The sequence below is a fragment of the Microbispora rosea genome (assembly GCF_900156315.1).
GTDB lineage: Bacteria > Actinomycetota > Actinomycetes > Streptosporangiales > Streptosporangiaceae > Microbispora > Microbispora rosea.
The window spans coordinates 42,489-55,508 of sequence record NZ_FTNI01000036.1 but is presented as its reverse complement, the minus strand read 5'-3'; the positions used below and the strand labels follow the sequence as shown (position 1 = coordinate 55,508).

Here is a 13,020-nt window from a genome sequence, read left to right as displayed (position 1 = left end):
ACGGAACGCGGCCGGGTCCCGGTGTCACATGGCGGTGATCTGCCATTCCTGGTTGGCACCGCTGTTGCCGGCCCATTGGATGACTCGGGCGCCGTCGGCTGTGGAGCCGGCTTCGACGTCCGCGCACAATCCATTGCCGATGTTGACCAGCCGGTAGTAACCGCTCGTGGCCGCGGGGACGAGTTTCCACCGCTGGTTCGTGCCGTTGGTGTCGGTCAATTGCACGAGGGCGGCGCCCTGGTTGGCGCTCGGGCTGCTGAGGACCTTACCGCTGCCGACGCTGGTCAGCCGGAACGAGCCGTCGGAGTTCTGCGACATCCGCCACTGCTGGTTGGTCCCGCCGTTCCAGGGCCACTGGACGACGGCGGCACCGTCGGCGGTGGAGCCTCCGTAGACGTCCAGCACCTTGCCGCTGTTGCGGTTGACCAGGCGGACGACGCCGGTGGACGGGCCGCCGGTGCCCAGCTCCACGGTGATCTGGGTCGTCGTTCCCGCGGTCAGGGACACCTGCCGGGCGTGGCCGCCCAACGGTGAGGTGGCGACGCTCGCGCTGGTGGTAACGGAAGAGATACCGCGTCGGCAGATGAGCGTCACGGTCTGGGTGACGTCGGAGACGACGGTGGCGGTGACGGCCCGGGCGCTGATGTCCCAGGTGAGCGATTCGATCCGGACGCGGTTGCGGCCGCGCACGCCGGTGATCGTGCCCTTGGCGAACTGATCGGGCAGCGCGGGCAGCAACTCCAGGATGCCGGGCCTGGTGTAGATCAATACCTCGGCGACAATCGCGGGCAGCGAGTTGGCGGCGTCGGCGTTGTAGATCGACAGGTTCGGGTTGTGCGAGGTCATCAACGATCGGAAGATCATGTTGTTGCCCAGGATCTTCCGCAGGTTGCCGTAGACGCCAGCGCCGTCCTTGAGCCGGGCTCGGGCCAGGCTGCGGTGGATGGCGCCGTGGGCCTCCCCTCCCTCGTCCCCTCGCAGATCCAGGGCGCGGCTCGCGTAGCGAATCAGGTCGGGCTTGTCCTCGGGGTTGATCTCGTGCAGCGGCCAGACCGGGTACATGTGCTGTACGTGACGGTGGTTGTATCGGTCGGTCAGGCTGGGCCACGACCATTCCGCGAGCGCCCCGTCGCCGTTGATCCGATAATCGGGCATCTTGGCCAGCAAGGCGGTCCAGCGTTGCACGCCTTGGCCTGGGCCCTGCTCGGTGCCGAGGAAGTCGGCGGCGTCGATGGCGGCCTGCAGCGCATGCTTGCCTGCGGCGATCTCGCCGGTCGCATTGATCGACAGTTGCCTGCCCGTGTTGCCGGGGCTGTTCTCCATGGAGAAGCACGGCACGAAGATGGCCTTGCCGTTGGCGTCGGTGCGAGTGAGGAAGTCCTCGTAGAACAACGCGAGCTCGATCAGGACCGGAGCGAGCTTGGTGCGGTAGAAGGTGGCGTCACCGGTGACCTGGAAGTACTCGAGCAGCGGATAGAGCAGCCAGTCGGCGCCGCCGATCCAGGTGTGGCCGGGGAACCCGCTGTCGAAGTGCAGCATCTTGCCGTACTCGCCGTCGGTGCGGGAGGGGGCGAGCAGTCCGCGAGTGCCGTAAAGATTTTTGGCGTTGGTGCGCCAATCGTTGATCTGGCCGAGGATCAGGTTGAAGTAGCCGTCCATGGCTTCGGTGAGAGACAGGATGTTGCCGCCGGCGACCTGGAAGTTGACGTTGGCATCTGTGGTGAAGTCGCCGGCCCACGCCGCGTCCCAGGCGCCCGTCCACAGGCCGGTCAGTCGCGGTGGCAGGACGCCGCTGGAACTGAGGAATAGGTAACGGCCGGAGTCGTACATCCGCTCCAGCAACGCGAGGTCGATGACATTGCGGTTGGAATTCTGCCGCGCGATCAGCTCACTGGTCGACAGTTGTCGATCGGTGGCGCTGACGTTCAGGTCGAGTCGTGACCGGTCGTACAGCGGGGTGTGCAGGGGGGTGTGCCGCGTGAGCAGCGTCGTGTAGTCGGCGCTCAGCGCGGCCAGCGCCATGTGCAGCGGTTTCGCGTCCCACGCGGTGGACGACTCGTAGCGGTCGAGTTTGGTCAGCAGCACGAGTTTGGTCGCCGCGGCCACGACGATAGCCGACCCGCTCACCCGTACCGAACCGCCGGTCGCGACCACCCGGGTGACGCCCTCATAGCCGAACGCCCCCTGCCCGGCGGGGTATGTGCCCCGCAGGTTCAGGTAGCCGTCACCGTTGCCGACCGTGGCCAGGGTGGCGAAGCCGACGGACCCCGGCACGCCGCTCAGGGCCGTGTTGACGCTCAGCGTGGTGTCGATCGTCCGCCCCGGCGCGGGAGTGAGCTCGTGGACGATGACCCGGTCGGCTCGGGAGGCGAAAGCCCGGCGCGTCCACGTACCGTAACTGTCGGTCCACGTCGAGGTGACCTCCCCGGTCCTGAAATCGGTGATCCGGGCGTAGTTGTTGACGGTCGTCATCCCCGGGGTGCTGATCTGCAGCTCATAGCCCGGATGGAAGGTCTGGGTCCAGCGCAGCGACCAGCCGGAGGTGAAGTCGCCGGTGGCACCGTTGTAGTCACCGGCAAGCGCCTTATCCCTGACGCCCGGCAACCGGCCCGACAGCACCGGTGGAGTCAGGTTACGGGTGCCGTTGGGCATCACGAGCCGATGATGCGTGAAGGCAACCTTCTCCAGGGTGGGCGCGCCGTACAGCATGGCCCCGTACTCGCCGTTGCCGGTCAGGAAGGCATCGGTCCAACTTACGGCGGAGGCCGTGTCGTAGATGCCGCGTTGCGGCAGTTGCGGCGGCACGGCGGCAGCCGCTCGGTCAGCGAAGATCGCCGAAGGAAGCGCGGCGGCGCCGACGGTCGCCGCCGTGGTGGCGATGAAGCGTCGACGGTTCAGCGGCATGTTCATTGAAGCTCCTGGTGGCGAGTTGGGCGTGATGCTCGCGGCCGAGTGCCGGCTGTGCCGCCACGACTGGTCCACCTCCGCAGTCGGCCGCCATTCGACGAGACACCCCGGTGCCGGCATGCGGTCAAGGGGTGCCTCCGAAGGCAAGAACACAATTGGGTTTGTCGGGAGGACATCCCATGAATAGGTCCGGTTTCGCATAACGTATGACGTCTGATGTATGGGGTCAAGATATAATTTCGAGCGTCGCGTAACCTGGTCCTGGTTTCGGGGACGGCCGACGACTCTTTTATGGGCCCGGTGAAACTTTCATCGACAGGAAGGTTGAGCGCCAGAACGGCGACCGCGAGGTGTGCGCCTACCGTCGGTTACTTCCTTCATCCATCCGTGGGTGCGACGCGCCCGCAGGGATATATCCCACCTTTGGTAGAGGCGCGGCGAAGAATTCATGCACCATTGTGGAATCTTGCTGATCGTCCGCGGAGGTGCGCCCGAGCCGTGCCACCGCCAGCGGAATCCCGCCGGCTTCGATGGCGGCCTCGGCATTCCGACGTCGGGCAGGGCGACGTCCCGTGGATCGTCCTCGCCGGCCCGAAGGGCAACAAGTTCTGCGTACTTGCTCCAGCCTGACGCGGAGCCCAGGGTCGCCTCTCTAACGCGCCTTCGCACTGCGGCACCAGACTGCGGCCGGAGCGGGAACGGCTGGGGGATCACGGTCGTCGCCGGGGTGTCGCACACGGCGGGTGATGGATTGCGGTCAGCCACGGAAACTGACGCGGACTTCGACGGTCAGCCTTCGTCCGGATATAACCGCTGGTGAAGTCGGCGCAGATCTGGTTGGTGCCACGCAGGGGGCACCACTGTGATGAAACCCTCGAACCTACGGGTTCGGGGGTTTCTTTGCGTACCGGGGTTGAGAGTCGCGGGTGGGTCGATGGTCAGCTCGCGGAGAAGCTTTGTGGGGGTACCAATTCTGGTCACTCCCTTCGGCGTCGGTCTCGGTACCGGAGGACGATTGGTCCGTCCGTCACATGGTCAGACCGTGAAGAGCCGAAGCTTGACGCCGAGGGAGTCGGCGAGGTGCTTCAGGTCGTCGGGATCGCTGGTGACCATAGAGGCCCGGTATCGGACGGCCGTCACGACGACGATAGCGTCGACGGCGTCGGCCGTTCCTGCGGCAGCGCACGCAATTCCCGCTGCACGACCGACATGCTCGTCGTCCGGGCGAATGTCGCAGCCCTTCAGCACGCGGAAGATCTGGTGCTGGGGGCCACCGCGCCATGCTTGGGCTAGTGCCACCGTCGGCACGAGCGGACGAATACGCGCGGCGGTCAGTTCATCATGCAGGGCAAAGAGGTCAGGTTGCGCCGTTCGGCGGGCAGCAAGGCAGCCGCATCGTAGACGATCGCGCGCATCAGCCGACGGTTGGCCAGGTCTCATGATCGAGAAGTCCCGCCTCCATCAGGAACTCCCGGGCCCGTTGACGGGACTCCTCGGGCAGGGCGCCATGCTCGCTTTCGTACACCAGCTCTCGGGCTGCTTCCGCCGCCCGGCCCGCCGCGTGCAGGGCGGCAAGATGAGCCTTCTCGACGGCGGCCTCCGCCAGCCACGCGGACACGGTCTTGCCCTCTTCCGCAGCCACTGCCTTGATCGTCTCTTCGACTTCGGGAGTCACTGAGATCGATAGCTTCCGCGCTGTCATGGCTCCACGGTAGGGAGCGGTAGGAACGCATTCCTATCGCTTGCGTGAGAAGCATCGGTAAACCGTGGCCTGGACGTGCTGGGCCGCCTCGGAACACGCTTTCGCATGGCCCTCGCCGACGGTCCCGCAGATCGTCGGCAGTAGTCGCGGGTGGGGCCGATGATCGGGGCTCGCTACAGCTCGCGGGAGCTGATCACGGGTATCCGCGGTGACGAGATCGATCCCGGAGACACATCGTCGTCCCCCTCTTGTACGAGGGCTGCGACGCCTCGGGGGGAATCCCGAGCGTCGGCAGGGGGCCGCGGGCGGTGCGCGTGTCACCGTCCGCGGCCCGGTGGGAACCTCACATCAGCTGCGCAGGCTCCACTGCTGGTTCGTGCCGCCGTTGCACGACCACAGGATGAGCTTCGTGCCGTTGGCGGTGGCGGCGCCGTTGGCGTCCAGGCACAACCCGGACTGCACACCGGTGATGGTGCCGTTCGAGTTGAGGTTCCACTGCTGGTTGGTCTGTCCGTTGCAGTCCCAGATGATCACCTGGGTGCCGTTCGTCGTGCCCTGGTTGTACGCGTCCAGGCACTTGCTGCCGAACACCTGCAGCTGCTTGCCGGACGTGTACGTCCACCGCTGGTTGGTCTGTCCGTTGCAGTCGTACAGCTGGACCTGGGTGCCGTTGGTGGTGCTGGAGTTCGGCACGTCGACGCATCGGCCGGACTGGCCACCGACGATCGAGCCGCTCTGCTGGCCGGTCCCGCCGCCGTTGCCCTGCCTGACGAGCGACTTCGACTCGGCCGATCGATTGCCCTGGGCGTCCACGACGTAGAGCCGATACTCGCCGTTCGCCGACGGAACGGCGATGGAGGTCGCGGTTCCGCCTGCCCTGGTCATCGTGCTGCCTGCGGTGAAGGAGGTCGTGCCCGAGGGAGCCAGCCACACCGTCTTGCTCGCGTCGCCCGCGCTCCGGATGGGAATCGACGTCACACCGGCGCCTGTGAACGTGCTGGCGGGCAGGACGTAGTCCGGCAGAGAGAGATTGCTCTGCGGGACGATGCTCTTGTACGCGTCCTCGAGTCCGGAGTTCACGGCGATGCCGTAGGCCTGCGACGGCCAGACGTAGTCGGAGGATACGAGGATGTCCTGGACCGTGCTGTTCGGCAGGTTCTTGTTGGAGACCTTGTTGATGGCCCCGTACGTCTGCGTGATGCTCAGGTCGTGTTTACGCCCGAAGTCGTCGGAGTTGATGAGCCACGTGACATTCTTGTCCACGCTCAGGACGTTGTCGCGGAAGGTGATGTACGCCGAGCCTTCGTCCGGGTGGAGTCCGTACTTGTGACCGGCCGGGACGCCCTGCAGATAGTTGTTGCTGATTGTGGTTCCCGGCTGGCTGCCCAGCGTGTAGATGGGAGCCGTATCGCTCAGGCGCTGCACCGTGTCGATGATGTGGTTGTAGCTGATGTTGTTGTTCTTCGCCGTGGTGGTCGGCCGGTTGGGCGCGATCGAGCCTGACGACCCGTCGAAGTTCCACCAGCCCCAGCCGAGCGTTATACCGGACCACGGGGCTTTCTCGATGCGGTTGTGCTGGATGGTCAGGGTGTCGGCGAAGTACGCCGAGATGGGGCTGTGGCCGTTGAACAAAACGGCGCTGTCGTAGATGTAGTTGTTCTTGATATCGATGTTCTTGGGCGCTCCTTCGACCCCCACGGGATACTTCTCGTGATTGGTGGAGGTGTAGTCCCCGATGTAGACATGCTGGGGATGGCCCACGACGACGGCGGAGCCGGCGATGTCGTTCGTGTAGTTTCCGGTCAACTGTGTGTTCACCACGTCGTTGACCATGCTGATTCCGTCGACGCCGGTGTGCTGTATCCGGTTGTTCTGCAGGACGAGCCCGTCGGCGTTGTCGATCTGGATGGCGCCGGGCGCCACGTCGACATTGCGGTAGTAGTAGGCGTGGAAGTTCTGCTTGGCATAGGCGATCGCGCCGAGGTTGCCCTGCTGGGCCTGCTTGTACACCGAGCCGGCCACGTTGAACAGGTTCCAGTCGGAGTGCTCGACCGTGAGGCCGGAGAAGGTGATGTTCCGGACGCGATTGCTCGTGGAGGTTCCGGCGACCTTGAGGAGGGTGGACACGTTGTTCGGCGCGAATACCGTCGCGGTCGACATGTCTTCGGAGCTTGCCTTGTAGTAGTACAAAGTCTTGCTCGACTTGTCGAAGAAGAACTCGCCCGGCGTGTCCAGGAACTCGTAGGCGTTCATGACCTTGTGGGTGCCGCCGACCTGGGCGTTCCCGTTGAAGGCGCCCTGGGCGATGGCCGCACCCGGCTGCTGGAACAGGGCTATGCGGTTGGAACCGTCAGCGGTGACCTGCCGGACTCCCACGATGGCCGTGGTCCAGGTCGTCGACGTCTCTATTTCGATGTCGTCCTGGTTGGCGGCGACAGCGGGAAAGTCATTCAGGCTGTACTTCGCCCCCGCGCACTGCGAACCCGATTCCCACGCCCAGGACGCCTGCCCCGCCGTGATGGTGTAGGTGCCGTAGCATCCCTGTGAACTTATCGTTTTCGAAGCCATGTACGCCCGCTTGTCGTTGACATAGAGCGCACGGAGCTTGTTGCTGCGATTCAGCGGGGCTTTCCAGATGTTGCCGCTGTGCTGCGTCCATCCGGTTACCTGGACGCCTCCGTTGAGGATCGGCGTCTCGTTCTGGTACGCGGCGTATATGACCCGGTTGCCGTTCGTGCCGGAGTCGGCCGGCGTGAAGTCGATCGTGCTGCTGACCGGGTAGTTCCCCCCGCGGAGGTACACGTAGATGTCGCCTGTCATATTGGCGTTCACCGTGCGGACGACGTCCCTCGCGCGCTGCAGGGTTCTGAACGGTGACGTGATCGTTCCGGGGTTGGCGTCGTTGCCGTCGGGGGCGACGTAGTAGGTCGCCTGGGTAGCGGCCGAGGCCGGGGTACTACCTGCGAAGGTCGGCAGCAACACGGCGGCGACGAACACCGCGAGCGCTGCTAACGCCCTCTCAGTGGTGGACAGGGCTGACTTCACGCTCTGTTCCTTTCGCTGGTTCCGAGCGGATCTCCGCCGCGAAATCACCCCGCCTTGGCAGGACTCATCGGGGTGGGCATTGCGCGTGCGGGGCGTCTTTGTCGTGCGGTTGCGGACGTCGTTCGGCGGGCCGCCGTTCGATGGGGACACCCTGATGCAGGGCATGCGGTCAAAGGGGTGCCTCCGAACGCAAAAGCTCAGGTGGGCTGTCCGGAGAACATCCCATGAATAGGCTCGGTTTCGTACAACGTATGACGTGTGATGTGTCGGGTCAAGAAACAATCATGAGCGCCGAGTGACCTGGGGCCGATAGGCAGGCGGCCGCCGATTCTCGCGAGGGCTGGCTGAAACTTTCATCGGCAGGCGGGCTGAGCGCGCGCCGGGACGGCGACCGCGTGGTGGGCGCCGTGCTAGCTCGTTCACCCCTGGGCGGCGACGTGGCCGCGGGGAGTCATCCCACCTTTGATTGACGCCGAGGTGTTCTGTCGCCGTTCACTCGGGGCGTGCCCGGCGGTCCCGCTCCTCCACCGCCGGGCGCCCGAGCAGTCTGTCGATGCTGCGGCGCTCGCGTTTGGTGGGGCGTCCCGCGCCACGAGCCCGGACGGCCACCGTCGCGGCCTGCTCGGGCGGAGGAGGCGGAGGGCTCTTGTCGACGTAGCACTCGGCGGCCACGGGGGCGCCGACGCGCTTGGTGATGATGCGGGAGACGACCACGATGCGTTCGCGCCCCTCGTGTCGCAGCCGGACCTCGTCACCGGCCCGGACGACGTGCGCGGGCTTGACCCGCACCCCGTTGACCCGGACGTGACCGCCCCGGCAGGCGTCGGACGCGATCGAACGAGTCCTGGTCAACCGTACCGACCAGATCCAGACGTCCACTCGCGCGCTCACCTGCTCACCGGACATTCCGACACTGTACTGAGAGCGGCGCTGAGGCGTATCGCGTCGCGCCTTCGCGTCGCTAGGGTTCGGTGCCATGGTCACCCCCCTGGAGCCCGATGACCCGCGCGTGCTGGGTGAGTTCACGCTGCGGGGGCGGCTCGGCGAGGGCGGGCAGGGGGTGGTGTTCCTCGGGCTGTCGCCCCGCGGGGAACCCGTCGCGGTGAAGGTGCTCAAATCGGGGCTCGACTCGTCGGTGAAGGAGCGGCTGGTCCGCGAGCTCGACGCGATGCGCGGTCGCGCCCTTCTGCACCGCCCGGGTGCTGACCGCGGTGGTCGACGGGCGGATGCCGTACGTGGTGAGCGAGTTCATCGACGGGCCGTCGCTGCAGCAGCGGGTCGATTCCGGCGGTGCGCTGCGGGGCGGCGAGCTGGAACGCCTCGCGGTGGGCACGGCCACGGCGCTGACGGCCATTCACGCGGCCGGGATCGTGCACCGGGACTTCAAACCGGCCAACGTGCTGCTGGGGCCGGACGGCCCCCGGGTGGTGGACTTCGGCATCGCCAGGCACGGCGCGAGCGACACGATCACGGGAGGGCCGGTCGGCACCCCGGCCTACCTGGCTCCCGAGCAGATCGCCGGGGACCCGGCCACGTCCGCCTCCGACGTGTTCGCCTGGGGAGCCACGATTGTCTTCGCCGCCACGGGCCGCCCGGCCTTCGGCGTCGGCGGCGTCCCCGCCGTCATGCACCGGATCCTGACCGCCGAGCCCGACGTCTCGGCCCTGCCCCCGTCGCTGCGCGGCGTGGTCGAGCGATGCCTGGCGAAGGATCCCACGCGCCGGCCTGCCTCCCGCGACCTGCTGCTGGAACTCGTCGGATCCACCCCCGACCCGCTTCGGGCGGGCGCGGCCGCGGCGACCACCAGGCCGGAAGGCGTACGGCAGGGCGGGCCGACCGCGATTCTCCCGGCCTTCACGGCTCCCGGTCCGGCCGGGACGATGCCGTCGGGCCCGGAGACCACCGGGGTGGGCGGCCGTCGGCGGGCTTCCCGCACCGGGATCGTCGCCGGGGCGGTGGCGGCCGTGGCCGCGGTGTCGGTCACCGCCGCTCTGCTGGGGCCGCGCCTGCTGTCCAGCGGCACGGCCGGCACCTCGACGCACGCCACCACGACGACGACCGTCTCGCACCCCGGCGAGTCACCGGCGCCGCCCGCCGACGCCACGCCGGGGGAGACCGTCACGGACTACGGCGGCGCCGGGCAGGACGAGACCATGACGACGGACGACGCCTCGGACGATTCCTCCGGGAACGCCACAGGGACACCGAAGGCGGCTCCCGTGCCGTCGACCACGCCGGGCGGGACGGTTCCGGCCGCGTTCGCCGGCACCTGGGGAGGCCACCTCGAGCCCGACCAGCTCGTGGGAACCAGCGAGACCGACGTACAGATCGTGCTGGAGCCGGGCAGGCGCACCGGAAGCTGGAAGGACACCAACACTTCATGCCGGGGGAGTCTGACGCTGACGCGCAGCGCCGGCACGGCACTCGTCTTCCGGCTGGACACGTGTGCCGCGGGCACGATCACCCTGACCCAGACCGGCGAAGGGCTCGCCTACCGATGGGACGGCGACGAGGGCGAGGTCACCTTCAAGGGCCTCCTGATCAAGGACTGACCACCCGGTTGACCTGCCGAACGTAGGGTGAGCGGCATGGCGCTGCGACTTGGTCTGCTCAACTTCAAAGCCCGGGACAACTCGGCGCTCGGCCGGTTCTGGGCGGACGCGCTCGGCTGGGATGTCTTCAGCGACGGACCGGCGGTGACAGGCGCCGGGCCCGTGGGCTTCGTCTGGCCCGACCCCGTGGCCCTCTGCGTCTGCGTCGTCGCCGTCCCGGACCCGGAAACGGTGCGGTATCGGGTGCACCTGGATCTCGCCACCACCTCCGCGGCCCATCAGGCGGAGCTGGTCGCACGGCTGAAGGAGCTCGGTGCGACGCCCGCCGACGTGGGCCAGGGCGACGTCCCGTGGACGGTCCTGGCCGACCCGGAGGGCAACGTGTTCTGTGTGCTGGAGCCGCGCGAGATCTACCGGGACACCGGGCCGATCGCCGCGGTGGTGGTCGACTGCGCGGACCCGCGGGCCATGGCCCGGTTCTGGGACGAGGCGATGGACTGGACCCTGCACGAGGTGAGCGACGACCACGCGCGGCTGCGCTCGGCCAAGGGGGCCGGGCCGTATCTGGAGTTCATCCGCACGACGCCCGGTGCGACGACCGTGTGGAACCGCGTGCATCTCGACCTGCTGCCCTACCCCGGCGACGACCAGGCGGCCGAGGTCGCCCGTCTGCAGGCCCTCGGCGCCACCCCCGCCGACGTCGGGCAGGGCGACGCCTCGTGGGTCGTCCTGGCCGACCCGGAGGGCAACGAATTCTGCGTCCTCGCTCCGGCCTGACGGGGAGCCCGCCCCCCCGGACACATCAGAGTCTCCACTGACGGTAGGTGTCAGTGGAGGGGCCGTACGGTCCCGGCATGGCGTTCATCGAGAAGATCACGCGGCGGCCCGACCCGACGGCGGGCGGCGGCCGGTGTCACGACGACCGGCCCGGGCGGGCGTTCGAGCCTGCGGGCGGCGACCACCTGGCCGGCGCACGGACGGAAGAGGCGGGACTGTGAACGACTTCGACTTCCTCGTCGGCACGTGGGACGTGGCCAACCGGAGGCTGCTGAAGCGGGGCGTCGGCAGCGACGAGTGGGAGGAGTTCCCCGGGCGCTGCGTCGCGTACGGCTTCTTCGGCGGCGCGGGCAGCTTCGACACGCTCACGCTGCCCACCAAGGACTTCGACGGCGCGACGGTCCGGACGTACGACGCCGAGCGGGACGAGTGGTCCATCTACTGGGTCAACAGCAGGCGCGGCCTGGATCCGGTGCCGGTCGTCGGCCGTTTCGTCGACGGCGTCGGCACCTTCTACGCCGACGACACCGACGACGGCCGTCCGATCCGGGTCCGGTTCATCTGGTCGGGGATCACACCCGGCTCGTGCCACTGGGAGCAGGCCTTCTCCTACGACGGCGGCCATACCTGGGAGACCAACTGGACCATGGACTCCACCCGCGTCGGGTGATGCGCGGCTGTGCCGGCAGCGCGTCTGACCCTGGAAGGCCTGTTCTCCTGTGATTCCGAACAGTGGTCAGTTCAGTCGCCAGCTCGACCTCCGCCACCGGATCGGCGGAGGTCCCGCGGCGGACCCGCGCGGTGAATCCGGATCTCTGCGTGCGGCGGGCGCGGCCAATTGCGGGCACGACCGACAGACCGGCGTTCACCACGTCGACCAGGGGATTCACGCCTGAGCGATCAGCCGTGGGACCTGATCGCGGGGGCACTGTCCGCGTTGCTCGGGAGGGTCAGGCGCGTAGCCGGGCAGCGGAGCCGCTTTCGACCGTCAGGGAGTCCGAAGCTCCGGAACAGACGGGCGGATCCGGGGGTGTTCGTGCGGGTTCGGCGTTTTCAGGTGGTGCCGCTGTAGATGGTGGCGAGGCTCCCGCACATGACATTCGACGAGCCGATCCACAGGATCGTGAAGCGATAGCCGTTGCTTCTCCTGGTGACGGCGTCGGCGCAGAAGTAGGGACGAAATTCGTCAGGTGCGAAACCCGTGGAGACGTCGAACGGCAGCCTCCTCAGCAGCCAGCAGACTCCGCTGTCGACCAGCGCGTCCAGGTCCCCGCGGACGACCGCCACCATGCCGATCGACCATGGGGTGGCGTCGTGGTGGTACACGCCGATCGCCAGATGATCGGTCTCGTAGGCGCACTCCGCCGCGTCGTTGACCGCGTTCACCCTGCTGATGAAGCGCTCGAGGCCGCCGCGGAACCGCTTGAACTCCTCGGAGCCCCCTTCGGGGATGAAACCGAGGGCGTCATCGGCCAGGCCCGCGATGCTGATGCAGGGGTTCTGCGTGATCGCACTGACCCCGTCCGCCGGTGGAAAGGCGGGGAGCTGGGATCTCGTGATGGGCCCCGGAGCGGGGCAGACCGGGCCCTTGGGTTTCTTCGACTTCTTCGGCTCCTGAACCTGCCCCTTCTCGGTCTCCGCGGCGTTCGAGCCTCCTCCGTACTCCTGGTCTATACATGCCGTGCTGAAGAGGGAAAGCGACAGGAGAACGACAAGAAATCCGTGTGTGATTGAACGACCAGCGGCGAACGCTGAAATTCGAGATCGACGACGCATCGAGCTTCCCCCACAAATGTCACCCCGGTCTGCTTATCGCCGTCATATCTTCATCCGGGCCGACCGGCGAAGCGATGTTCCGGTCCGCTCAGCGGACCGTTGCCGGCCGCAATCTTCGCCGGTGCGACGCCGCCGTGCCCGACGCGCTGCCGGACGACGTTGTCGCCATGGCGAGCATCGAGAAGCGCCGTGAGGCGAAGATCGCCGCGGCGGCGTAGCCCCCCGCGCTACCGGTGCGTCCGGGCGCACATGTCCGCGGCT

11 protein-coding genes are annotated in these 13,020 nt (G+C 67.4%); 5 read left to right on the top strand and 6 right to left on the bottom strand.

The window, feature by feature from the left end:
• Window positions 1-24: 24 nt before the first annotated feature.
• The 5 genes from BXA11_RS35755 to BXA11_RS35730 form a co-directional block, all read right to left on the bottom strand.
• A complete protein-coding gene (locus BXA11_RS35755) occupies window positions 25-2,910 on the bottom strand; it encodes a glycosyl hydrolase family 95 catalytic domain-containing protein (RefSeq protein WP_076441775.1) in 2,886 nt (961 codons plus the stop codon).
• A gap of 1,032 nt (window positions 2,911-3,942) precedes the next feature.
• The gene (locus BXA11_RS35745; RefSeq protein WP_204053426.1) at window positions 3,943-4,215 is read right to left on the bottom strand and encodes a hypothetical protein; all 273 of its coding nucleotides are present in this window, start codon (window positions 4,213-4,215) and stop codon (window positions 3,943-3,945) included.
• Between the two features lie 106 nt (window positions 4,216-4,321).
• Entirely contained in the window at window positions 4,322-4,609 is a 288-nt protein-coding gene (locus BXA11_RS35740; protein ID WP_076441772.1) for a hypothetical protein, read from the bottom strand.
• A gap of 348 nt (window positions 4,610-4,957) precedes the next feature.
• Window positions 4,958-7,654: an RICIN domain-containing protein gene (locus BXA11_RS35735; RefSeq protein WP_076441770.1), complete on the bottom strand. Its 2,697-nt coding sequence runs from the start codon at window positions 7,652-7,654 to the stop codon at window positions 4,958-4,960.
• Window positions 7,655-8,146: 492 nt separating this feature from the next.
• Complete coding sequence (locus tag BXA11_RS35730) at window positions 8,147-8,560, bottom strand: RNA-binding S4 domain-containing protein (RefSeq protein ID WP_076441768.1); 414 nt, start codon at window positions 8,558-8,560, stop codon at window positions 8,147-8,149.
• 293 nt (window positions 8,561-8,853) lie between these two features.
• On the opposite strand from BXA11_RS35730, the gene BXA11_RS35720 reads away from it, so the two are divergent.
• From BXA11_RS35720 to BXA11_RS35710, 4 genes are all read left to right on the top strand, one after another.
• Complete coding sequence (locus BXA11_RS35720; RefSeq protein WP_076441763.1) at window positions 8,854-10,206, top strand: serine/threonine protein kinase; 1,353 nt, start codon at window positions 8,854-8,856, stop codon at window positions 10,204-10,206.
• A 36-nt stretch (window positions 10,207-10,242) separates the two neighbouring features.
• Complete coding sequence (locus tag BXA11_RS35715; protein ID WP_076441835.1) at window positions 10,243-10,983, top strand: VOC family protein; 741 nt, start codon at window positions 10,243-10,245, stop codon at window positions 10,981-10,983.
• A 77-nt stretch (window positions 10,984-11,060) separates the two neighbouring features.
• Window positions 11,061-11,204 (top strand): hypothetical protein, encoded by a 144-nt coding sequence (locus tag BXA11_RS43505; RefSeq protein WP_159454897.1) that lies wholly within the window; start codon window positions 11,061-11,063, stop codon window positions 11,202-11,204.
• The gene (locus tag BXA11_RS35710; protein ID WP_076441760.1) at window positions 11,201-11,653 is read left to right on the top strand and encodes a hypothetical protein; all 453 of its coding nucleotides are present in this window, start codon (window positions 11,201-11,203) and stop codon (window positions 11,651-11,653) included. Before BXA11_RS43505 ends, BXA11_RS35710 begins: the two co-directional genes overlap by 4 nt.
• A 383-nt stretch (window positions 11,654-12,036) precedes the next feature.
• On the opposite strand, the gene BXA11_RS35705 is transcribed toward BXA11_RS35710, so the two are convergent.
• A complete protein-coding gene (locus BXA11_RS35705; RefSeq protein WP_030511104.1) occupies window positions 12,037-12,369 on the bottom strand; it encodes a hypothetical protein in 333 nt (110 codons plus the stop codon).
• 344 nt (window positions 12,370-12,713) lie between these two features.
• Here BXA11_RS35705 and BXA11_RS42705 point away from each other — a divergent pair, with 344 nt between their 5' ends.
• Window positions 12,714-12,977 (top strand): hypothetical protein, encoded by a 264-nt coding sequence (locus BXA11_RS42705; RefSeq protein WP_143734714.1) that lies wholly within the window; start codon window positions 12,714-12,716, stop codon window positions 12,975-12,977.
• Window positions 12,978-13,020: the final 43 nt, after the last annotated feature.